20 protein-coding genes are annotated in these 22252 nt (G+C 71.0%); 19 read left to right on the plus strand and 1 reads right to left on the minus strand.

The window, feature by feature from the left end:
- The first annotated feature begins 6 nt into the window (after window positions 1-6).
- The 13 genes from KQY30_RS30110 to nusB all read left to right on the plus strand — a co-directional run bounded on the left by KQY30_RS30110 (window position 7) and on the right by nusB (window position 13184).
- The gene (locus tag KQY30_RS30110) at window positions 7-378 is read left to right on the plus strand and encodes a hypothetical protein (RefSeq protein WP_217309657.1); all 372 of its coding nucleotides are present in this window, start codon (window positions 7-9) and stop codon (window positions 376-378) included.
- Window positions 378-3056: an alanine--tRNA ligase gene (gene alaS, locus KQY30_RS30115; protein ID WP_217309659.1), complete on the plus strand. Its 2679-nt coding sequence runs from the start codon at window positions 378-380 to the stop codon at window positions 3054-3056. Before KQY30_RS30110 ends, alaS begins: the two co-directional genes overlap by 1 nt.
- The gene (gene ruvX, locus KQY30_RS30120; RefSeq protein ID WP_046500919.1) at window positions 3053-3517 is read left to right on the plus strand and encodes a Holliday junction resolvase RuvX; all 465 of its coding nucleotides are present in this window, start codon (window positions 3053-3055) and stop codon (window positions 3515-3517) included. The genes alaS and ruvX overlap by 4 nt, the downstream gene beginning before the upstream one ends.
- A gap of 122 nt (window positions 3518-3639) precedes the next feature.
- A complete protein-coding gene (gene mltG / locus KQY30_RS30125; RefSeq protein ID WP_217309660.1) occupies window positions 3640-5523 on the plus strand; it encodes an endolytic transglycosylase MltG in 1884 nt (627 codons plus the stop codon).
- A complete protein-coding gene (locus KQY30_RS30130) occupies window positions 5520-6353 on the plus strand; it encodes a shikimate dehydrogenase (RefSeq protein WP_217309662.1) in 834 nt (277 codons plus the stop codon). The genes mltG and KQY30_RS30130 overlap by 4 nt, the downstream gene beginning before the upstream one ends.
- A 129-nt stretch (window positions 6354-6482) precedes the next feature.
- Window positions 6483-7667 carry a chorismate synthase gene (gene aroC, locus KQY30_RS30135; RefSeq protein WP_217309664.1) on the plus strand — a complete coding sequence of 395 codons (1185 nt, stop codon included), beginning with the start codon at window positions 6483-6485 and terminating at the stop codon, window positions 7665-7667.
- Entirely contained in the window at window positions 7664-8293 is a 630-nt protein-coding gene (locus tag KQY30_RS30140) for a shikimate kinase (protein ID WP_217309665.1), read from the plus strand. Before aroC ends, KQY30_RS30140 begins: the two co-directional genes overlap by 4 nt.
- The gene (gene aroB / locus KQY30_RS30145; RefSeq protein ID WP_046500914.1) at window positions 8290-9384 is read left to right on the plus strand and encodes a 3-dehydroquinate synthase; all 1095 of its coding nucleotides are present in this window, start codon (window positions 8290-8292) and stop codon (window positions 9382-9384) included. The genes KQY30_RS30140 and aroB overlap by 4 nt, the downstream gene beginning before the upstream one ends.
- Complete coding sequence (aroQ, locus tag KQY30_RS30150) at window positions 9381-9824, plus strand: type II 3-dehydroquinate dehydratase (RefSeq protein WP_217309667.1); 444 nt, start codon at window positions 9381-9383, stop codon at window positions 9822-9824. Before aroB ends, aroQ begins: the two co-directional genes overlap by 4 nt.
- A 155-nt stretch (window positions 9825-9979) precedes the next feature.
- Window positions 9980-10837: an AAA family ATPase gene (locus tag KQY30_RS30155; RefSeq protein WP_217309669.1), complete on the plus strand. Its 858-nt coding sequence runs from the start codon at window positions 9980-9982 to the stop codon at window positions 10835-10837.
- A gap of 146 nt (window positions 10838-10983) precedes the next feature.
- Entirely contained in the window at window positions 10984-12090 is a 1107-nt protein-coding gene (locus KQY30_RS30160; protein WP_217309671.1) for an aminopeptidase P family protein, read from the plus strand.
- An 81-nt stretch (window positions 12091-12171) separates the two neighbouring features.
- Entirely contained in the window at window positions 12172-12738 is a 567-nt protein-coding gene (efp, locus tag KQY30_RS30165) for an elongation factor P (protein WP_046501979.1), read from the plus strand.
- Between the two features lie 2 nt (window positions 12739-12740).
- Entirely contained in the window at window positions 12741-13184 is a 444-nt protein-coding gene (nusB, locus tag KQY30_RS30170; RefSeq protein ID WP_217309673.1) for a transcription antitermination factor NusB, read from the plus strand.
- Window positions 13185-13342: 158 nt separating this feature from the next.
- Here nusB and bldD read toward each other — a convergent pair whose 3' ends face one another.
- Window positions 13343-13843, minus strand: coding sequence for a transcriptional regulator BldD (gene bldD / locus KQY30_RS30175; protein ID WP_030355502.1), 501 nt, complete (start codon window positions 13841-13843; stop codon window positions 13343-13345).
- 231 nt (window positions 13844-14074) lie between these two features.
- Here bldD and pyrR point away from each other — a divergent pair, with 231 nt between their 5' ends.
- The 6 genes from pyrR to carB all read left to right on the plus strand — a co-directional run bounded on the left by pyrR (window position 14075) and on the right by carB (window position 22252).
- Window positions 14075-14671: a bifunctional pyr operon transcriptional regulator/uracil phosphoribosyltransferase PyrR gene (gene pyrR, locus KQY30_RS30180; protein WP_217309675.1), complete on the plus strand. Its 597-nt coding sequence runs from the start codon at window positions 14075-14077 to the stop codon at window positions 14669-14671.
- Window positions 14672-14755: 84 nt separating this feature from the next.
- Window positions 14756-15826, plus strand: a complete 1071-nt coding sequence (locus KQY30_RS30185; RefSeq protein ID WP_217309677.1) for an aspartate carbamoyltransferase catalytic subunit — start codon at window positions 14756-14758, stop codon at window positions 15824-15826.
- 2 nt (window positions 15827-15828) lie between these two features.
- On the plus strand, window positions 15829-17115 hold the full coding sequence (locus KQY30_RS30190; protein ID WP_217309678.1) for a dihydroorotase: 1287 nt from the start codon (window positions 15829-15831) through the stop codon (window positions 17113-17115).
- Window positions 17116-17123: 8 nt separating this feature from the next.
- On the plus strand, window positions 17124-17792 hold the full coding sequence (locus KQY30_RS30195) for a hypothetical protein (RefSeq protein WP_254407713.1): 669 nt from the start codon (window positions 17124-17126) through the stop codon (window positions 17790-17792).
- A gap of 52 nt (window positions 17793-17844) precedes the next feature.
- Window positions 17845-18933, plus strand: coding sequence for a glutamine-hydrolyzing carbamoyl-phosphate synthase small subunit (gene carA / locus KQY30_RS30200; protein ID WP_217311404.1), 1089 nt, complete (start codon window positions 17845-17847; stop codon window positions 18931-18933).
- On the plus strand, window positions 18926-22252 hold the full coding sequence (carB, locus tag KQY30_RS30205; RefSeq protein WP_217309680.1) for a carbamoyl-phosphate synthase large subunit: 3327 nt from the start codon (window positions 18926-18928) through the stop codon (window positions 22250-22252). Before carA ends, carB begins: the two co-directional genes overlap by 8 nt.

Below are 22252 nucleotides of genomic sequence, written 5' to 3' on the forward strand. Positions count from 1 at the left end.
GCAGCGATGCTCCGCCGTACGTTCTGGTTCACCGCGGGCGCCGCAGCCGGCGTCTGGGCCACCACCAAGGTCCACCGCAAGCTCAGGCAGCTCACTCCCGAGAGCCTCGCCGCCCAGGCCGCGAACAAAGCGATCGACGCCGGGCACAAGGTGAGGGAGTTCGCCGTTGACGTAAGGGCGGGCATGCTGCGGCGCGAGGCCGAGCTGGGCGAGGCACTGGGCCTGGAGGCACCGGCGGGGCGAGCGCTCCCGGCACCCAGGCGGCTCACCGCCATCGAATACACCGACCGGACCGAGCACACCGACCGGACCGAGCACACCGAGCGTCCGCGCACGACGCACTCCTACAACCCGTACGACCGGAATGAGGACCACTGATGGAGTCGGCTGAAATCCGCCGCCGCTGGCTGAGCTTCTTCGAGGAGCGCGGGCATCTTGTCGTGCCCTCGGCGTCGCTCATCGCGGACGACCCGACTCTGCTGCTGGTCCCGGCGGGCATGGTGCCCTTCAAGCCGTACTTCCTCGGCGAGGTCAAGCCGCCCGCCCCGCGCGCCGCCAGCGTCCAGAAGTGCGTCCGCACCCCGGACATCGAAGAGGTCGGCAAGACCACCCGGCACGGCACCTTCTTCCAGATGTGCGGGAACTTCTCCTTCGGCGACTACTTCAAGGAAGGCGCCATCACCTACGCCTGGGAGCTGCTCACCAGCTCCGTGGCCGACGGCGGGTACGGACTGGACCCCGAGCGCCTCTGGATCACCGTCTATCTCGACGACGACGAGGCCGAGCAGATCTGGCGCGAGAAGATCGGCGTACCGGCCGAGCGCATCCAGCGGCTGGGCAAGAAGGACAACTTCTGGTCCATGGGCGTCCCGGGCCCCTGCGGTCCCTGCTCGGAGATCAACTACGACCGCGGCCCCGAGTTCGGCGTCGAGGGCGGCCCCGCCGTCAACGACGAGCGCTATGTGGAGATCTGGAACCTGGTCTTCATGCAGTACGAGCGCGGCGAGGGCACCTCCAAGGAGGACTTCGAGATCCTCGGGGACCTGCCGTCCAAGAACATCGACACCGGTCTCGGTCTCGAACGTCTCGCCATGATCCTCCAGGGCGTACAGAACATGTACGAGACGGACACCCTGCGGGTCGTCATGGACAGGGCCACCGAACTCACCGGCGTGCACTACGGCGCCGACCACGCCACCGATGTCGCCCTGCGAGTGGTGGCCGACCACATCCGTACGTCCGTGATGCTCATCGGCGACGGCGTCACCCCCGGCAACGAGGGGCGCGGCTATGTGCTGCGCCGCATCATGCGCCGCGCCATCCGCAACATGCGGATCCTCGGCGCCACCGAACCGGTCGTCGCCGAGCTCGCCGATGTCGTGATCAAGACGATGGGGCAGCAGTACCCGGAGCTGGAGACCGACCGCAGGCGCATCGAGACCGTGGCCGTCGCCGAGGAGGCCGCCTTCCTCAAGGCCCTCAAGGGCGGCACCAACATCCTCGACACCGCCGTCACCGAGACCAGGGCCGCCGGCGGCACGGTCCTCTCCGGCGACAAGGCCTTCCTGCTCCACGACACCTGGGGCTTCCCGATCGACCTCACCCTGGAGATGGCCGCCGAACAGGGCCTCTCCGTGGACGAGGACGGCTTCCGCCGGCTGATGAAGGAGCAGCGCGACCGGGCCAAGGCCGATGCCAGGGCCAAGAAGTCCGGCCACGCCGACCTCTCCGCCTACCGCGCGGTCGCCGACACCGGCGGCATCACCGAGTTCACGGGCTACACCGCCACCGAGGGCGAGGCCACGGTGGTCGGGCTGCTCGTCGACGGAGTGCCGTCGCCCGCCGCCACCGAGGGCGACGAGGTCGAGATCGTCCTCGACCGCACCCCCTTCTATGCCGAGGGCGGCGGCCAGCTCGCCGACCAGGGCCGGATCAGGCTCGACAGCGGCGCCGTCGTCCAGGTGCGCGATGTGCAGCAGCCGGTGCCCGGTGTGTCCGTGCACAAGGGAACCGTGCAGGTCGGCGAGGTGACCGTGGGCGCCTCCGCCTACGCCGCCATCGATCTGCACCGCCGCCGCGCCATCGCCCGCGCCCACAGCGCCACCCATCTCACCCACCAGGCGCTGCGCGACGCCCTCGGCCCGACGGCCGCCCAGGCCGGCTCCGAGAACTCGCCGGGCCGCTTCCGCTTCGACTTCGGCTCGCCCTCCGCCGTACCGGGCACGGTCCTGCTCGATGTCGAGCAGAAGATCAACGAGGTCCTGGCCCGCGAGCTGGACGTGCACGCCGAGGTCATGGGCATCGACGAGGCCAAGCGTCAGGGCGCCATCGCCGAGTTCGGCGAGAAGTACGGCGAGCGGGTCCGGGTCGTCACCATCGGCGACTTCTCCAAGGAGCTGTGCGGCGGTACGCATGTCCGCAACACGGCCCAGCTCGGCCTGGTGAAGCTGCTCGGCGAGTCGTCGATCGGCTCGGGCGTACGGCGTATCGAGGCCCTCGTCGGCGTCGACGCGTACAACTTCCTGGCCAAGGAGCACACGGTCGTCGCCCAGCTCCAGGAGCTGGTCAAGGGCCGCTCGGACGAGCTGCCCGAGAAGATCTCCGGCATGCTCGCCAAGCTCAAGGACGCCGAGAAGGAGATCGAGAAGTTCCGCGCCGAGAAGGTCCTCGCCGCCGCCGGCGGGCTCGCCGAGAGCGCCGTCGACGTCCGGGGCACGGCCCTGGTCACCGGGCAGGTCCCGGACGGCACCTCGGCCGACGACCTGCGCAAGCTGGTCCTCGATGTCCGCGGCAGGCTGGACCGGGGCGCCGGCGGCCGGCCCGTCGTCGTGGCCCTCTTCACCACGGCCAACGGCAGGCCGCTGACGGTCATCGCCACCAACGAGGCCGCCCGCGGGCGCGGACTCAAGGCCGGTGATCTGGTCCGTACCGCCGCCAAGACCCTCGGCGGCGGAGGCGGCGGCAAGCCGGACGTCGCCCAGGGCGGCGGCCAGAACCCCGGCGCCATCGGGGATGCCGTGTCCGCCGTGGAACGTCTGGTCGCCGACCTCTCATGAGACGCGGCCGCCGGATCGCGGTCGATGTCGGGGACGCCCGGATCGGGGTCGCCTCGTGCGACCCCGACGGGATCCTCGCCACACCGGTGGAGACCGTGCCGGGACGCGATGTCCCAGCCGCCCACCGGCGGCTGCGCCAGATCGTCGAGGAGTACGAGCCGGTCGAGGTGCTGGTCGGGCTGCCCCGCTCGCTCAGCGGGGGCGAGGGACCGGCCGCGGCGAAGGTACGTTTGTTCGCACAGGAGCTGGCCAGAGGCATCGCGCCCCTGCCGGTACGACTGGTCGACGAGCGGATGAGTACAGTGACGGCCGGCCAGGGACTGCGCGCCTCGGGCGTGAAATCCAAGAAGGGCCGGTCGGTGATCGACCAAGTGGCGGCAGTTGTCATCCTCCAGAGCGCGCTGGAGGCCGAACGGGTATCTGGTGAGCCACCCGGCGAGGGCGTCGAAGTGGTCATCTGATCGCGATACGGTAACGTTCCGCGCGATGCGGTGGTGTTCGAACAGTCACCGCACAACGAAGAGGCGAAACGGATGCCGTGCCACTCGCGCAGCGGCCGCCGCCTCGCGGCTCTAGGGGATCGATGACTGACTATGGCCGGGGCCCCGGCTCCGAACCGTGGCACCCCGAGGACCCCCTGTACGGGGACCCGGGGTGGGGAGCACAGCAGCCTGCGGGCGGCCACGCTCCGTACGGTGGGCAGCCGCAGCAGCAGTACCCGCAGCAGCACGCGCAGCCTCAGCAGCAGTACGGGGGCGGACAGGACCCGTACCAGCAGCAGTACGCGCCTCCTCAGCAGCAGCCGCAGCAGTACGGGCAGCAGGGAGTGCAGCAGCATCCCGGGCAGCAGGCCTACGGCGGCCAGCAGTACGCCGATCCCCAGCAGCAGCCCCAGCACCTCCAGCACCCTCACCAGCAGCAACACCACCCCCAGCAGGCGCAGCACCCGCAGCAGTACGACCAGCAGCAGCACGCCCAGCACCCGCACCAGGCTCAGCAGCACCTTCAGCAACAGCAGCCTCAGCACCAGCAGAATCCCCAGCACCCTCCGTACAACGATCCGCAGTACAACGGCGGCTGGGACACCGGCCAGCAGGCCTCGATGCCGTACGCCGCGAATCCCGCCGTCCCCTATGACGGCGCGCAGGGCGTCGGCTACGGCGAGGGCCAGGACCACTACGGCACCCCCGACGCCTACCCCCCGCCCAGGCCGCCGGCCCAGCGCAAGGCCGAGCCCGAGCCGGCCGAGGAGTGGGAGGACGGCCAGGAGAAGGAGAGCCACCCCTTCTTCACCGGTGAGGACGACGGCGACGACGAGGGGCCGGACGACACCGGCGGACGCAGGGGCAACGGCCGGGAGCGAAGGACCAAGAAGAAGAGCCACAACGGCGTCGCCTGCCTGTTCCTGAGCGTGGTGCTCGTGGGAGGGGTCGGCGGCGCGGGTTATGTGGCGTACCAGTTCTACCAGTCCAAGTTCGGCGCGCCCGAGGACTTCGTGGGCACCGGCACCAGCTCCGTCCAGGTGGAGATCCCCCAGGGGGCCGGCGGTTACGAGATCGCCTCCATCCTGGTCAAGGGCGGAGTGGTCAAGAGCGCGGGCGCGTTTGTCGCCGCCCAGCGCCAGAACCCCCAGGGCAACTCGATCCAGGCGGGCGTCTACACCCTGAAGAAGGGCATGTCCGCCGCGCACGCCGTGAAGCTGATGCTCAGCCCGGCCAGCCACAACGACCTGATCATTCCCGAGGGCAAGCGCAACGTCTGGGTCTACGAGCAGATGGACAAGCGGCTCGGGCTCAAGAAGGGCACCACGGCGGCGGTCGCCAAGGCGCAGGCGAAGAACCTCGGTCTGCCGGACTGGGCGAGGGGCTCCAAGGACATCAAGGACCCGCTGGAAGGCTTCCTGTTCCCGGCGAGCTACCCGGTCGCCAAGGGCACGAAGCCGGAGACCATCCTCAGGAAGATGGTCGCCCGTGCCTCCTCCGAGTACAGCAAGGTGGATCTGGCGGAGGAGGCCGACAAGCTCGGTCTGACGTCGCCGCTCCAGGTGATCACCGTCGCGAGCCTCGTCCAGGCGGAGGGCAAGTACAAGCACGACTTCGACAAGGTCGCGCGGGTCGTCTACAACCGCCTCGAACCGGACAACACCGAGACGGTCGGCCGGCTCGAATTCGACTCCACGGTCAACTACATCAAGAGCCAGAGCAGGCTCGACCTCGGCGCGGTCGACGATCTGCGCAAGCTCAAGGACCCGTACAACACGTACTCCATCAAGGGACTTCCGCCCGGGCCCATCGGGAACCCCGGTGCCGAAGCACTCCAGTCGGCGCTCAACCCGACACCGGGTCCCTGGTACTACTTCGTGTCCGTCACCGAGGACAAGACCCTCTTCGCCGAGACCAACGAAGAGCACGAGCGGAACCGGAACGAGTACCACAAGGAAAGCCAGAAGGAGACCCCGAAGCGGTGACCCCACACAGGCGGGCGGCGGTCCTCGGATCGCCCATCGCGCACTCGCTGTCGCCGGTGCTGCACCGGGCCGCGTATGCCGGCCTCGGCCTCCCGGACTGGTCCTACGACCGGTTCGAGGTGGACGAGGCCGGGCTGCCCGGCTTCTTCGCGACGCTGCGGGACGACGCCTCCTGGGCCGGGCTCTCGCTGACCATGCCGCTCAAGCGCGCCGTCATCCCGCTGCTCGACGGGATCACGGACACCGCGGCCTCGGTCGAGGCGGTCAACACGGTCCTGTTCGGCGACGACGGCCGGCGTACCGGTGACAACACCGACATCCCCGGCATGATCGCCGCGCTGCACGAGCGGGGGGTTCGTACGGTCGGCTCGGCGGCGGTCCTGGGCGCGGGCGCCACCGCCTCGTCCGCCCTGGCCGCCCTCGCCAGGATCTGTACGGGACCCGTCACCGCGTATGTACGGAGCGAGGCCCGCGCGGCCGAGATGCGCGGCTGGGGCGAACGCCTCGGAGTCGATGTCCGTACGGAGACATGGGAGGACGCGGCCGCGGCCTTCGACGCGCCCCTGGTGATCGCGACCACCCCGGCGGGCACCACCGACGAACTGGCGGCGCGGGTGCCCGACCGGCCCGGCACCCTCTTCGACGTGCTGTACGAGCCCTGGCCCACCGGGCTCGCCGCCGCCTGGTCGCGGCGCGGCGGCCCTGTCGTCTCCGGGCTCGATCTGCTCGTGCACCAGGCGGTGCTCCAGGTCGAGCTGATGACGGGCCGCTCGCCCGCGCCCCTCGCGCTGATGCGGAAGGCCGGCGAACAGGCACTCGAAGCCCGCTGACTCCTGTCCGGTCGCTGGACGCGCGCGAATCGTCCGGACGGGCGTGGGAGGATCGGACATGGCGGGCCGGGGCCGCGCACCGGTCGCGCCATCAGGGCACAGTCGAGGGCGCGAGCATGAGGAGCACCGTTGAGCAGGTTGCGCTGGCTGACCGCGGGGGAGTCGCACGGACCCGCACTCGTGGCGACGCTGGAGGGGCTACCCGCCGGTGTGCCGATCACGACGGACATGGTCGCTGACCATCTCGCCCGGCGGCGCCTCGGCTATGGACGCGGCGCGCGGATGAAGTTCGAGCGTGACGAGGTCACGTTCCTCGGCGGTGTACGGCACGGCCTGACCATGGGATCCCCTGTCGCGATCATGGTCGGCAACACGGAGTGGCCCAAGTGGGAGCAGGTCATGGCGGCCGACCCGGTCGACCCCGACGTACTCGCCGGGCTGGCCCGCAACGAGCCCCTGACCCGGCCCAGGCCCGGTCACGCCGATCTCGCCGGAATGCAGAAGTACGGCTTCGGCGAGGCCCGGCCGGTCCTGGAGCGTGCCAGCGCCCGGGAGACCGCCGCGCGGGTCGCGCTCGGCGCGGTGGCGCGCTCGTATCTGAAGGAGACCGCCGGGATCGAGGTCGTGTCCCATGTGGTGGAGCTGGCCGCGGCCAAGGCTCCGTACGGTGTGTACCCCACCCCGGCCGATGTGGAGCGGCTCGACGCGGACCCGGTGCGCTGTCTCGACGCGGACGCGAGCAAGGCGATGGTCGCCGAGATCGACCAGGCCCACAAGGACGGCGACACCCTCGGCGGAGTCGTCGAGGTGCTGGCGTACGGCGTGCCGGTCGGACTCGGCTCGCACGTCCACTGGGACCGGCGGCTCGACGCGCGGCTGGCCGCCGCCCTGATGGGCATTCAGGCCATCAAGGGCGTTGAGATCGGGGACGGCTTCGGGCTGGCGCGGGTGCCCGGATCCCAGGCGCACGACGAGATCGTGGCGACCGACGACGGCATCAGGCGCGCCTCCGGCCGCTCCGGCGGCACCGAGGGCGGGCTGACGACCGGTGAACTGCTGCGCGTACGGGCCGCGATGAAGCCCATCGCGACCGTGCCCCGGGCGCTCGCCACCGTCGACGTGGTCACCGGCGAGGCCGCGAAGGCCCACCATCAGCGCTCCGACGTATGTGCCGTGCCGGCCGCGGGCATTGTCGCCGAGGCCATGGTGGCGCTGACCCTCGCGGACGCGGTCGCCGAGAAGTTCGGCGGCGACAGCGTTCCGGAGACGCGCCGCAATGTCCGTTCGTACCTCGACAACCTCCAGATCCGATGAGCGCGGCGGATCCGGCGGGCGGGCCGGGCGGACCGGTCGTCGTACTGATCGGGCCGATGGGCGTCGGCAAGACCACCGTGGGCGAACTGCTCGCCGAGCGGCTCGGTACGGGGTTCCGCGACAGCGACGCCGATATCGTCGCCGCCGAGGGCAGGCCCATCTCGGACATCTTCATCGAGGAGGGCGAGGACCACTTCCGGACGCTGGAGCGGGAAGCGGTACGGGCGGCGGTCGCCGGGCACCCCGGCGTTCTCGCGCTCGGCGGCGGCGCGGTCCTCGACGCCTCCACCCGTGAACTGCTCAAGGGACTGCCCGTCGTGTTCCTGTCGGTCGAGGTCGCCGAGGCGGTCAAGCGCGTCGGACTGAACACCGCGCGTCCGCTGCTCGCGGTCAATCCGCGCAAGCAGTGGAAAGAACTGATGGAGGCCCGGCGCCATCACTACACCGATGTGGCGCGCGCGGTGGTCGCGACCGACGACCGGACCCCCGAGGAGGTCGCCGACGCGGTCCTCGACGCACTCGGCCTGAAGCGGCGATCCGAAGACGGCTCCGCCGAGCCGGCCGGGTCCGCCGGGTCCCCGGCGCCCGCCGAGACCCCCACCCCCGGCAAGGAGACTCACGTATGACGGACCAGGCAGTCACCCGGATCCAGGTCGGCGGCACGGCGGGACACGACCCGTACGAGGTGCTGGTCGGCCGGCAGTTGCTGGGGGAGCTGCCCGCCCTCATCGGACCGAAGGCCGCACGGGTCGCCGTCATCCACCCCGAGGCGCTCGCCGGGACGGGCGAGGCACTGCGCCAGGACCTCGCGGACCAGGGGTACGAGGCCGTCGCCATCCAGGTGCCCAACGCCGAGGAGGCCAAGACCGTCGAGGTCGCGGCGTACTGCTGGAAGGCACTCGGGCAGACCGGCTTCACCCGTACCGATGTGATCGTCGGGGTCGGCGGCGGCGCCACCACCGATCTCGCCGGATTCGTGGCGGCGTCCTGGCTGCGCGGGGTGCGCTGGGTCGCCGTACCGACCACCGTGCTCGCCATGGTCGACGCGGCGGTCGGCGGCAAGACCGGCATCAACACGGCCGAGGGCAAGAACCTCGTCGGTGCCTTCCACCCGCCCGCCGGGGTGCTCTGCGATCTCGCCGCGCTGGACTCGCTCGGTGTCCACGACTACGTCAGCGGTATGGCCGAGATCATCAAGGCGGGCTTCATCGCGGACCCGGCCATCCTCGAACTGGTCGAGGCGGATCCCGAGGGCGCCCGTACGCCCGCCGGCACGCACACGGCCGAGCTGATCGAGCGCTCGATCCGGGTCAAGGCCGAGGTCGTCTCCAACGACCTCAAGGAGTCCGGGCTGCGCGAGATCCTCAACTACGGCCACACCCTCGCCCACGCCATCGAGAAGAACGAGCGGTACAAGTGGCGGCACGGCGCGGCCGTCTCGGTCGGCATGGTCTTCGCGGCGGAGCTGGGCAGGCTGGCCGGGCGGCTGGACGACGCGACCGCCGACCGGCACCGCTCGGTGCTGGAGTCCGTCGGACTGCCGCTGACCTACCGCGGCGACCAGTGGCCCAGGCTGCTGGAGACGATGCGGGTCGACAAGAAGTCGCGCGGCGACCTGCTGCGCTTCATCGTGCTGGACGGACTCGCCAAGCCCACCGTGCTGGAGGGGCCCGACCCGGCGGTGCTGCTCGCGGCGTACGGGGAGGTGTCGGCGTGACCCGGCGGGTGCTCGTACTCAACGGACCCAACCTCGGGCGGCTCGGTTCGCGCGAGCCCGACATCTACGGGGCGACGTCGTACGCCGGGCTGGTGGACGCCTGCGGGGCGCTCGGCAAGGAGCTGGGCCTCGATGTGGACGTACGCGAGACGAACGACGAGGGCGAGCTGATCCGCTGGCTGCACGAGGCCGCGGACGGGGAGATCCCGGTGGTGCTCAACCCGGGCGCGTTCACGCACTACTCGTACGCGATGCGGGACGCGGCGGCGCAGCGGACCGCGCCGCTGATCGAGGTGCACATCTCGAATCCGTACGCGCGTGAGGAGTTCCGGCACACCTCGGTGGTCGCGGCGGTCGCCAGCGGTACGGTCGCGGGCTTCGGCGTCGGCTCGTACCGACTGGCACTGCGTGCCGTCGCGGAGGAACTGGGCCCTGCCTGACACACCGCGCCCGACCCGCGACGCCCGGCACACATGCTGAACACCGGCCCGTCCGGCGATGGAGGACGAACGGGGGCCGGGAGCGGTACCGTTCGGTAACGCAGGGCCCGCGGGGCCGCCGACAGCGTCAGTCGCACGAGACGGAGTGGCACCGGATGCAGCACGCAGGCGGATGGGCGCACCAGGCTCCTCCTCCCGGCCCGCCGACCGGGCCCGGGGCCCCGCAGCCGCCGGGGCATCAGCCTGCCCCGGGCTGGACGGGACCGCACCGGGTGCCGGGCCCCCCGCCTCCGCCGGGTCCCGCCCACCCGCCAGGACCGCACCACGCGCCCGCGCCGCCGCCCGGGCCGCCCGTCGCGCCGCCGCCCCCGGACTCCACCGGCCATGTCCAGCTTCCGCCCGGCGGCCTCGTACCCATCCCCGCGCCGCCCCCGGCCCCCGGCGGCGGCACCGGGACGGCGACCCTCGCGGTCCTGCTGATCGGCCCGGCCGGCGCGGGCAAGACGACCGTGGCCCGCCACTGGGCGACGAGCCGCCGCGTACCCACCGCGCACATCAGCCTCGACGATGTCCGCGAGTGGGTGCGCTCGGGCTTCGCCGACCCGCAGAGCGGCTGGAACGACCACTCCGAGGCGCAGTACCGTCTCGCCCGCCGCACCTGCGGCTTCGCCGCGCGGAACTTCCTCGCCAACGGCATCTCCTGCATCCTCGACGACGCCGTCTTCCCCGACCGCCCGGTCGTGGGGCTCGGCGGCTGGAAGCGCCACGTCGGCCCCGGGCTGCTGCCGGTGGTGCTGCTGCCGGGGCTGGAGATCGTGCTGGAGCGCAATGCCGAGCGCAGCGGCAACCGGCGGCTCTCCGACGAGGAGGTGGCCGGCATCCACGGCCGGATGGCCGGCTGGTACGGGTCCGGGCTGCCCATCATCGACAACTCCAAGTACGACGTGGAGACCACCGCCCGGGCGCTCGACGATGTCCTGGCCCGCGCCCTGGCCAGCCCGCCGAGCTGGTGACCCGGCCGGGCCGGGGCCGCCGAGCGAGCCGCGGATGCGAGCGGATGCGGGCGGAGCCGTGAGCGGCCCGGGGCGCCGCCCGTACCCGACCCCCGGTCGGACGCGCTGAACCGGCCGGGCCACGCGCCCGCTCATACGCTCGGTTCATGTCTGACGTGTTCGCTGCCCGCCGCGCCCGGCTGCGCGACCGGTGCTCCGCGGCGGGCAACGCGGCGGCACTGATCTCACGGCCCGCGAACGTCCGCTATCTCGCGGGCGGCGCGCCGCACGGTGCCGTCCTGCTGCTCGGTCCGGACGAGGACACGCTGCTCTGCCCCCGTACCCACGCGGGCGGGAGCTCCGACGGACGGCTCGACGACCAGCTCAGGCTCACCGTCCTGGCCACCGCCACCGGCGACCCCGCGGTGGCCGCCGCGGGCGCGCTCACCTCGTCCGCCGTCGAGTCGCTCGCCGTCGAGGAGCACCATCTGACCGTCGCCAGGCACCGGGCCATCGGCTCCGTGGCGCCCCGGCTGCGTCTCGCCGATCTGGGCTGCGCCGTCGAACAGCAGCGGATCGTCAAGGACGAGGGGGAGATCGCCTGTCTGCGGATCGCGGCCGAGATCGCCGACCAGGCGCTGGGCGAACTGCTCGAATCGATCCTGGTTGGCCGTACCGAACGGCATCTCGCACTGGAGCTGGAGCGCCGGCTCGTCGACCACGGCGCCGACGGCCCCGCCTTCCCGACCGCCGTGGCCACCGGCCCCAACTCCGGCCGCTGCGACCACCATCCGTCGGACCGGCGGGTCGAGGAGGGTGATTTCCTCTCCGTCAGTCTCGGCGCCGACTACCGCGGCTACCGCTGTCTGATCGGCCGTACATTCGTCATCGGGACCTCGCCCGCCGACTGGCAGATCGAGCTGTACGAGCTGGTCTTCGCGGCACAACGGGCAGGTCGGCAGGCTCTCCTGCCGAGCGCCGGCTACCGCGATGTGGACCGTGCGACCCGGCAGCCGCTGGAGGCCGCGGGGCACGGCGAGGGGCTCGCACCCCGTACGGGACATGGGGTCGGACTTGAAATCGACGAGGACCCGCAGCTCGCCCCCGCCGCCATGGGTAAACTGGACGCTTGTGTGCCGGTCACCGTCGGACCGGGGGTCCACCTCCCGGGCCGGGGCGGTGTCCGGATCGATGACACGCTCGTCGTCCGCCCCGAGGCGGACGGCGGACCCGAGCTACTCACCATCACGACCAAGGAACTGCTCGCGCTCTAGTGCCCAGGCACCGCCGTGTGCCCCGGGCGCCGCGCACACCCGTGGTCGTCCACCAGCTTCAGTCCAGGAGATTCCGCAACCGTGGCTTCCACGAACGACCTCAAGAACGGCCTGGTGCTCAAGCTCGACGGGGGCCAGCTCTGGTCCGTCGTCGAGTTCCAGCACGTCAAGCCCGGCAAGGGCCCGGCCTTTGTGCGCACCAAGCTGAAGAACGTGCTCTCCGGCAAGGTCGTCGACAAGACCTTCAACGCCGGCGTGAAGGTCGAGACGGCCACCGTTGACCGCCGCGACATGCAGTTCTCGTACATGGACGGCGAGTACTTCGTCTTCATGGACATGGAGACCTACGACCAGCTCATGGTCGACCGCAAGGCCGTCGGCGACGCCGCCAACTTCCTGCTGGAGGGCTTCACCGCCAGCGTCGCCACCCACGAGGGCGAGGTGCTCTATGTCGAGCTGCCCGCCGCCGTGGAGCTGACCATCCAGCACACCGACCCCGGCGTCCAGGGCGACCGCTCCACCGGCGGCACCAAGCCGGCCACGCTGGAGACCGGTTACGAGATCGGTGTCCCGCTCTTCATCACCACGGGTGAGAAGATCAAGGTCGACACCCGCTCCGGCGAGTACCTCGGCCGGGTGAACAGCTAACCGTGGCTGCCCGGAACAAGGCCCGTAAGCGTGCCTTCCAGATTCTCTTCGAGGCCGACCAGCGCGGGGCGTCCGTGCAGACGGTCCTCGCCGACTGGATACGGCACGCCCGGACCGACGACCGCCAGCCGCCGGTCAGCGAGTACACCATGGAGCTGGTCGAGGGGTACGCGGAGCACGCGGGCCGGATCGACGAGCTGATCTCCACCTACGCGGTGGGCTGGACGCTGGACCGGATGCCGGTCGTCGACCGGAACATCGTGCGGCTCGGCACCTATGAGCTGGTGTGGGTGGACGGCACCCCGGACGCGGTCGTGATCGACGAGGCGGTGCAGCTCGCCAAGGAGTTCTCCACGGACGACTCCCCGTCCTTCGTCAACGGCCTGCTCGGCCGGTTCAAGGACCTCAAGCCTGGTCTGCGCCGTGTCGAGGCCCCGGACAGGTGACGCGCCCGCCGCGCTGTGTCCTCAAGCGCCGGACGGGCCGCTGAGCCCGTCCGGCGCTTGAGGGTACGGGCGTGCGGGACGCACCGGGGGGCGGGTCCGTACGCGCATACGGGCCCACCCCCCGGAGGTGACGTTTCTGCTGTTATGTGCCGGGTTTGTCAGCCCTCTTCGTGGGCCACGGCCCGGCGGGCGTCCGCGTCGAGGACACCCCAACTGATGAGCTGCTCGGTCAGGACCGACGGCGACTGGTCGTAGATCACGGCCAGCGTGCGCAGGTCGTCCTGGCGGATCGACAGCACCTTGCCGTTGTAGTCACCGCGCTGGCTCTGGATCGTCGCCGCGTAACGCTGGAGCGGGCCCGCCTTCTCCTGCGGCACATGGGCCAGCCGCTCCAGGTCGAGAACGAGCTTCGGCGGCGGCTCGGCGGCTCCGCCGGGCGTCGTGCCAGGAAGCAGTTCCTGCACGGGGACCCCGTAGAAATCCGCCAGCTCGGCGAGGCGCTGCACCGTCACGGCACGGTCGCCACGCTCGTACGAACCGACCACCACGGCCTTCCAGCGGCCCTGGGACTTCTCCTCCACGCCATGGAGCGAGAGGCCCTGCTGGGTGCGGATGGCGCGGAGTTTGGCCCCGAGCTGCTTTGCGTATTCGCTGGACATATAGCTCCCCGGACGAAGTCTGGTAACTCACTGTGAGGTTACGCAGAGTTACTTGGATGCGTCAAGCCGAGGGATCCCGGCCCTGGTCGGAGGGGGGCTTTCCGCCGCCTCCTGACTGCCTTCCGAGGGGGTGCCACCAGGAGTTCCGCGGACGCCCTGCTAGCCTGAGTGGCGTAATTCCGACGTCCTTTAAAGTCCGTCCCGTGAGGCGGAGAAGGAGGTCCGTTTCGTATGGACACCGGCACGACAGACTCCCCGGCCGACAGCCCGGGCGCGGCACGCCCCGTTCTGGAGGCCCCCGACATCGCGCGGGCCCTGACCCGTATCGCCCACGAGATCGTCGAACGCGCCAAGGGCGCCGACGACGTGGTGCTGCTCGGCATCCCGACCCGCGGGGTCTACCTCGCCCGCCGGCTGGCCGAAAAACTCGCCGGCGTCACCGGACGCCCGGTCCCGGTCGGCTCCCTCGACATCACGATGTACCGCGACGACCTGCGCCTGCGGCCCACCCGCGCGCTGGCCCGCACCGACATCCCGGGCGACGGGGTCGACGGGCGCCTCGTGGTCCTCGTCGACGACGTGCTCTTCTCCGGCCGCACCATCCGCGCCGCCCTCGACGCGCTCGGCGATCTGGGCCGCCCCAGGGCCGTCCAGCTCGCCGTCCTCGTCGACCGGGGCCACCGCGAGCTGCCGATCCGCGCCGACTACGTCGGCAAGAACATCCCCACCTCCCTGCGGGAGACGGTCAAGGTCCAGCTCGCCGAGGAGGACGGCCGGGACACCGTGCTGCTGGGCCTCCAGCGGCCTGCCGCGTCCGGCGAGCAGTAGGGCGCCTCCGGCTCGTACCGACCCCGTACGGCCGCCTCGGCGCGCCCGTACGCCCGCACACCCGAAGACCGGAGCACTCTCCCGATGCTGCGCCTGCCAGGGGCAAGCCCCCGCACACCCGGCCATCTCATCTCCGCGGCCGACCTCAGCCGCGACGACGCCGTACTGATCCTCGACACCGCGGAGGAACTGGCCCGCGTCGCCGACCGGCCCATCAAGAAACTTCCGACGCTGCGCGGCCGTACCGTCGTCAATCTCTTCTTCGAGGACTCGACCCGCACCCGGATCTCCTTCGAGGCCGCGGCCAAGCGGCTGTCGGCCGATGTCATCAACTTCTCCGCCAAGGGCTCGTCCGTCTCCAAGGGCGAGTCCCTCAAGGACACCGCGCTGACGCTGGAGGCGATGGGCGCCGACGCCGTCGTCATCCGGCACCCCGCGTCCGGCGCGCCGTACCGGCTGGCCACGTCCGGCTGGATCGACGGCGCGGTCGTCAACGCCGGCGACGGCACCCATGAACACCCCACCCAGGCACTGCTCGACGCCTTCACCCTGCGCCGCAGGCTGGTCGGCGCGGACACCGGCATAGGGCGTGACCTCGAAGGGCGGCGGATCACCATCGTCGGCGACGTCCTGCACAGCCGGGTCGCCCGCTCGAACGTCCTGCTGCTGCACACCCTGGGAGCCAGGGTCACCCTCGTCGCCCCGCCCACCCTCGTACCGATCGGCGTCGAGCACTGGCCGTGCGAGGTGTCGTACGACCTGGACCGGGTACTGCCCGGCTCCGACGCCGTGATGATGCTGCGGGTGCAGCGCGAGCGGATGAACGCCGCGTTCTTCCCGACCGAGCGCGAGTACTCCCGCCGCTACGGCCTCCACGGCGACCGGATGGGCCGGATGCCCGAGCACTCCGTCGTGATGCACCCCGGACCGATGAACCGCGGGATGGAGATCACCGCGGAGGTCGCCGACTCGGACCGCTGCACGGCCGTCGAGCAGGTGGCCAACGGGGTCTCGATCCGGATGGCGGTGCTCTATCTGCTGCTGGGCGGCAACGAGCCCGCCGTCAATCAGAACTCCCAGGCGCACAACTCCCAGACGCGCGTCCGCACCGACTCGTACGCCCGTACCGACTCCCGTACCGAGGAGAGCAAGTAATCATGAGCAAGATCCTGATCCGGGGCGCGTGGGTGCTCGGCGGCGAGGTACGGGACGTACTGATCGACGGGGAGACCATCGGCGCGGTCGGCACCGGACTGGACGCGGGTGACGCGACGGTCGTGGCGGCCGAGGGACGGGTGCTGCTGCCCGGTCTGGTCGATCTGCACACCCATCTGCGGGAACCGGGCCGCGAGGACTCCGAGACGGTGCTCACCGGCACCCGCGCCGCCGCCGTCGGCGGCTTCACCGCCGTCCACGCCATGGCCAACACCTTCCCCGTGGCCGACACGGCCGGGGTCGTCGAACAGGTCTGGCGGCTGGGCCGGGAGTCCGGCTACTGCGATGTGCAGCCCGTCGGCGCCGTGACGGTCGGTCTCGAGGGCAAGAACCTCGCCGAGCTGGGCGCCATGCACGACTCCGCCGCGCAGGTACGGGTCTTCTCGGACGACGGCAAGTGCGTGGACGACGCCGTGATCATGCGACGGGCACTGGAGTACGTGAAGGCCTTCGACGGCGTGATCGCGCAGCACGCCCAGGAGCCCCGGCTCACCGAGGGCGCGCAGATGAACGAGGGCGTCGTCTCCGCCGAGCTGGGACTCGGCGGCTGGCCGGCCGTCGCCGAGGAGTCGATCATCGCGCGGGATGTGCTGCTCGCCGCCCATGTCGGCTCCCGGGTCCATATCTGCCATCTCTCGACGGCGGGCTCGGTGGAGCTGGTGCGCTGGGCGAAGTCCAAGGGCTGGAACGTCACCGCCGAGGTCACCCCGCACCACCTCCTCCTCACCGACGAGCTGGTCCGGTCGTACGACCCGGTCTACAAGGTGAACCCGCCGCTGCGGACCGAGGCGGACGTCCAGGCGCTGCGCGCGGCCCTCGCCGACGGCACGATCGACTGTGTCGCCACCGACCACGCCCCGCACCCGCACGAGGACAAGGACTGCGAGTGGGCCGCCGCAGCCATGGGGATGGTCGGTCTGGAGACCGCGCTGTCGGTGGTCCAGGAGACCATGGTGGAGACCGGGCTGCTGGACTGGGCGGGGGTCGCCGACCGGATGTCGTTCCGCCCGGCGCGGATCGGCCGGCTCGCCGGTCATGGGCGGCCCGTCTCGGTGGGCGAGCCCGCCAACCTCACCCTGGTCGATCCGGCATACCGTGGTCCCGTGGACCCGGCGGGCTTCGCCTCCCGCAGCCGCAACACCCCGTACCAGGGCCGTGAGCTGCCAGGACGCGTCACCCACACCTTCCTCCGGGGCCGCGCCACGGTCGTCGACGGGAATCTGGCGTGACAACTGCGATGCTGAACCTCCTCTCCGTACAGCGGGTCTCCCTGCCGCCGGCCGGGCCGCTGACCGTGCCGCTCGCCGCCGAACAGCAGTCGGCGGAGGTGACCGACTGGGCCGCCCGGCTCGGCTGGGTCGCCGGGCTGCTGCTCTTCATCGCGCTGGTGTACTGGCTGATGCGCCAGGGCTGGAAATGGCGCGGCAGCCTCCAGTCGGACCTGCCCGAGCTGCCCACCGCGCCGGACGACCCCGGTACGGCGAAGCTGACGATGACGGGCCGCTACCACGGGTCCACGACCGCGGGACAGTGGCTCGACCGCATCGTGGCGCACGGCCTCGGCGCCCGCAGCCGGGCGGAGCTGACGCTCACGGACGCGGGGCTCGACGTCGTACGCCCCGGCGCGAACGACTTCTTCATCCCGGCCGCGCGACTCCGTGAAGCACGGCTCGACAAGGGCATCGCGGGCAAGGTCCTCGCCGAGGGCGGCCTGCTGATCGTCACCTGGGAGCACGGCGGCAGGCTGATCGACTCGGGCTTCCGTTCCGACCGTTCAGCCGAACACACCGCCTGGGTCGAGGCCGTCAACTTCATGAACCAGTTCATTACGGCGAACCAGACCGGGACGGCGCACCAGAGCGCAACGACGCCCCGCACCAGCACTACGGAAGGCCCCGCCCGATGACCACCTCCCCCGGGGCACTGCCCGCACCACGGCGTCTCCCGCCGTACTCGTCCTGGAGGACGGCCGCAGCTTCCGCGGCCGTGCCTACGGGGCCGAGGGGGAGACCTTCGGCGAGGCCGTCTTCTCCACCGGCATGACCGGCTACCAGGAGACCCTCACCGACCCCTCGTACCACCGCCAGGTCGTTGTGATGACCGCCCCCCACATCGGCAACACGGGCGTCAACGACGAGGACCCGGAGTCCCGCCGGATCTGGGTGTCCGGCTATGTCGTACGGGACCCCGCGCGCACCCCGTCCAACTGGCGCGCGCGGCGCTCGCTCGACGAGGAACTGATCGCCCAGGGCGTCGTCGGCATCAGCGGCATCGACACCCGCGCCCTCACCCGCCATCTGCGCGAGCGCGGCGCCATGCGCGTCGGCATCTTCTCCGGCGAGGCGCTGGCGGACGAGGCGGCCCTGCTCGCGCGAGTGCGGCAGAGCCCGGAGATGACGGGCGCCGACCTGTCCGCCGAGGTCGCCACCGACCGTACGTACGTGGTGCCCGCCATCGGCCGCAAGCGCTTCACGGTGGCCGCGCTGGACCTCGGCATCAAGGGCATGACCCCGCACCGGATGGCCGAGCGCGGCATAGAGGTGCATGTCCTGCCCGCCACCGCCACTCTCGACGAGGTGTACGCGACCGCCCCCGACGGTGTGTTCCTCTCCAACGGCCCCGGCGACCCGGCCACCGCGGACCTCACCGTCGTCAAGGGCGTGCTGGAGCGCGGTACCCCGCTCTTCGGGATCTGCTTCGGCAATCAGCTCCTCGGCCGCGCACTGGGCTTCGGCACGTACAAGCTGAAGTACGGCCACCGCGGCATCAACCAGCCTGTCCAGGACCGGACCACCGGAAAGGTCGAGGTCACCGCGCACAACCACGGCTTCGCCGTCGACGCCCCGCTCGACCGGGTCTCCGACACCCCCTACGGCCGCGCCGAGGTCTCCCACGTCTGCCTCAACGACAACGTGGTCGAGGGACTCAGGCTGCTGGACCGGCCGGTCTTCAGCGTCCAGTACCACCCCGAGGCGGCCGCGGGTCCGCATGACGCCGCGTACCTCTTCGACCGCTTCGTATCCCTGATGGAGGACCAGCGTGCCTAAGCGCACCGACATCCAGTCCGTCCTGGTCATCGGTTCAGGACCGATCGTCATCGGCCAGGCCGCCGAGTTCGACTACTCCGGCACCCAGGCCTGCCGCGTGCTGAAGTCCGAGGGCCTGCGCGTCATCCTGGTCAACTCCAACCCCGCCACGATCATGACGGACCCGGAGATCGCCGACGCCACCTATGTCGAGCCGATCACCCCCGACTTCGTCGAGAAGATCATCGCCAAGGAGCGCCCCGACGCGCTGCTGCCCACCCTCGGCGGCCAGACCGCGCTGAACACCGCGATCGCGCTCCACGAGGCGGGCACCCTCGACAAGTACGGCGTCGAACTGATCGGCGCCAATGTCGAAGCGATCCACAAGGGCGAGGACCGCGACCTCTTCAAAGAAGTCGTCGCAGCCGTCAACGCCAGGACCGGCCACGGCGAGTCCGCGCGCTCGGTCATCTGCCACTCCCTGGACGAGGCCGTGGCCGGGGTGGAGACGCTCGGCGGCTATCCCGTCGTCGTCCGGCCCTCCTTCACCATGGGCGGCGCGGGCTCCGGCTTCGCGTACAACGAGGACGAGCTGCGCCGTATCGCCGGACAGGGCCTGATGCTCTCGCCGACCACCGAGGTACTCCTCGAGGAGTCCATCCTCGGCTGGAAGGAGTACGAGCTGGAGCTGATGCGGGACAAGCACGACAACGTCGTGGTCGTCTGCTCGATCGAGAACTTCGACCCCATGGGCGTGCACACCGGCGACTCCATCACCGTCGCGCCCGCGATGACCCTCACCGACCGCGAATACCAGATCCTGCGGGACATCGGTATCGCCGTGATCCGCGAGGTCGGCGTCGACACCGGCGGCTGCAACATCCAGTTCGCGGTCAACCCCGAGGACGGCCGGGTCATCGTCATCGAGATGAACCCCCGGGTCTCCCGCTCCTCCGCGCTCGCCTCCAAGGCCACCGGCTTCCCGATCGCGAAGATCGCCGCCCGGCTCGCCGTCGGCTACACGCTGGACGAGATCCCCAACGACATCACCGAGAAGACCCCGGCCTCCTTCGAGCCCACCCTCGACTATGTCGTCGTCAAGGTGCCGCGCTTCGCCTTCGAGAAGTTCCCGGCCGCCGACGCCAGCCTCACCACCACCATGAAGTCGGTCGGCGAGGCCATGGCCATCGGCCGCAACTTCACCGAGGCGCTCCAGAAGGCGCTGCGCTCGCTGGAGAAGGCGGGCAGCCAGTTCTCCTTCACGGAGGACCCCGGCCTCGCGGTCCCCGGCGCCAAGGACGCACTGCTGGAGACCGCCAAGGTGCCCACCGACGGGCGGATCAACACCGTGATGCGGGCCATCCGCGCCGGTGCCACGCCCGAGGAGGTCTTCGAGGCGACCCGGATCGACCCCTGGTTCGTCGACCAGCTCTTCCTGATCAAGGAGTACGCGGACGAGCTGGCCGGCGCCGCCGAACTCTCCCCGGACCTGCTCGCCGAGGCCAAGCGGCACGGCTTCTCCGACGCCCAGATCGCCGGGATCCGGGGGCTGCGCGAGGATGTGGTCCGCGAGGTCAGGCACGCCCTCGGTATCCGCCCGGTCTACAAGACGGTCGACACCTGTGCCGCCGAGTTCGCGGCGAAGACGCCGTACTTCTACTCCTCGTACGACGAGGAGAGCGAGGTCGCCCCGCGCACCAGGCCCGCCGTGATCATCCTCGGCTCCGGCCCCAACCGGATCGGCCAGGGCATCGAGTTCGACTACTCCTGCGTCCACGCCTCCTTCGCGCTGAGCGAGGCCGGCTACGAGACCGTGATGGTCAACTGCAACCCCGAGACCGTCTCCACCGACTACGACACCTCCGACCGGCTCTACTTCGAGCCGCTCACCCTGGAGGACGTCCTGGAGATCGTGCATGCCGAGACACAGGCGGGACCGGTCGCGGGCGTCCTCGTACAGCTCGGCGGACAGACCCCGCTCGGTCTCGCGCAGGCCCTGAAGGACAACGGCGTACCGATCGTGGGCACGCCCCCCGAGGCGATCCACGCAGCCGAGGACCGCGGGGCCTTCGGCCGGGTCCTCGCCGAGGCCGGACTGCCCGCGCCCAAGCACGGCACCGCCACCACCTTCGCCGAGGCCAAGGCCATCGCCGACGAGATCGGCTACCCGGTCCTGGTCCGCCCGTCGTACGTGCTGGGCGGGCGCGGCATGGAGATCGTGTACGACGAGGCCAGGCTCTCCTCGTACATCGCCGAGTCCACCGAGATCAGCCCCAGCCGGCCGGTTCTCGTGGACCGCTTCCTCGACGACGCCATCGAGATCGACGTGGACGCGCTCTACGACGGTACGGAGCTGTATCTCGGCGGGGTGATGGAGCACATCGAGGAGGCCGGTATCCACTCCGGGGACTCGGCGTGCGCCCTGCCGCCCATCACCCTCGGCGGCTTCGACATCAAGCGGCTGCGGACCTCGACCGAGGCGATCGCCGAGGGCGTCGGGGTGCGCGGGCTGATCAATATCCAGTTTGCGATGGCCGGGGACATCCTGTACGTCCTGGAGGCCAACCCGCGCGCCTCCCGCACGGTCCCCTTCACCTCCAAGGCGACCGCCGTGCCGCTCGCCAAGGCCGCGGCCCGGATCTCCCTGGGCGCCACCGTCGCGGAACTGCGCGCGGAAGGACTGCTGCCCGCCCATGGCGACGGGGGCACGCTGCCGCTGGACGCGCCCATCTCCGTCAAGGAGGCGGTGATGCCGTGGTCGCGCTTCCGGGACATCCACGGGCGCGGAGTGGACACCGTCCTCGGCCCGGAGATGCGTTCCACCGGCGAGGTCATGGGCATCGACTCGGCCTTCGGTACGGCGTACGCCAAGTCGCAGGCCGGGGCGTACGGGCCGCTGCCCACCAAGGGCCGCGCCTTCATCTCCGTGGCCAACCGGGACAAGCGCTCCATGATCTTCCCGGCGCGGGAGCTGGTCGCCCATGGATTCGAGCTGTTCGCCACGTCCGGCACCGCCGAGGTGCTCAAGCGCAACGGGATCAGCGCGGTCGTGGTGCGCAAGCAGAGCGAGGGCGTGGGCCCGGCCGGCGAGAAGACCGTCGTACAGCTCATCCATGACGGAGAGATCGACCTGATCGTCAACACTCCGTACGGGACCGGCGGCCGACTGGACGGCTATGACATCCGTACGGCCGCCGTGGCCCGCGGAGTCCCGTGCCTGACGACGGTCCAGGCGCTGGCCGCGGCGGTGCAGGGCATTGACGCGCTCAACCATGGCGAGGTCGGTGTCCGGTCCCTCCAGGAGCACGCGGAGCGGCTCATCGCGGCGCGCGAGGACTGA

The organism is Streptomyces sp. GMY02, from assembly GCF_019056675.1.
In the GTDB taxonomy this organism is placed as follows: domain Bacteria; phylum Actinomycetota; class Actinomycetes; order Streptomycetales; family Streptomycetaceae; genus Streptomyces; species Streptomyces odonnellii.

Bases quoted from the DNA above. Each gene is read 5' to 3' on its own strand.
- aroB (WP_046500914.1), top strand. From the start codon at position 8,290: ATGACGGACCAGGCAGTCACCCGGATCCAGGTCGGCGGCACGGCGGGA.
- mltG (WP_217309660.1), top strand. From the start codon at position 3,640: ATGACTGACTATGGCCGGGGCCCCGGCTCCGAACCGTGGCACCCCGAG.
- ruvX (WP_046500919.1), top strand. From the start codon at position 3,053: ATGAGACGCGGCCGCCGGATCGCGGTCGATGTCGGGGACGCCCGGATC.
- KQY30_RS30155 (WP_217309669.1), top strand. From the start codon at position 9,980: ATGCAGCACGCAGGCGGATGGGCGCACCAGGCTCCTCCTCCCGGCCCG.
- KQY30_RS30195 (WP_254407713.1), top strand. From the start codon at position 17,124: ATGCTGAACCTCCTCTCCGTACAGCGGGTCTCCCTGCCGCCGGCCGGG.
- pyrR (WP_217309675.1), top strand. From the start codon at position 14,075: ATGGACACCGGCACGACAGACTCCCCGGCCGACAGCCCGGGCGCGGCA.
- bldD (WP_030355502.1), bottom strand. From the start codon at position 13,843: ATGTCCAGCGAATACGCAAAGCAGCTCGGGGCCAAACTCCGCGCCATC.
- KQY30_RS30190 (WP_217309678.1), top strand. From the start codon at position 15,829: ATGAGCAAGATCCTGATCCGGGGCGCGTGGGTGCTCGGCGGCGAGGTA.
- KQY30_RS30160 (WP_217309671.1), top strand. From the start codon at position 10,984: ATGTCTGACGTGTTCGCTGCCCGCCGCGCCCGGCTGCGCGACCGGTGC.
- KQY30_RS30110 (WP_217309657.1), top strand. From the start codon at position 7: ATGCTCCGCCGTACGTTCTGGTTCACCGCGGGCGCCGCAGCCGGCGTC.
- alaS (WP_217309659.1), top strand. From the start codon at position 378: ATGGAGTCGGCTGAAATCCGCCGCCGCTGGCTGAGCTTCTTCGAGGAG.
- KQY30_RS30140 (WP_217309665.1), top strand. From the start codon at position 7,664: ATGAGCGCGGCGGATCCGGCGGGCGGGCCGGGCGGACCGGTCGTCGTA.
- KQY30_RS30185 (WP_217309677.1), top strand. From the start codon at position 14,756: ATGCTGCGCCTGCCAGGGGCAAGCCCCCGCACACCCGGCCATCTCATC.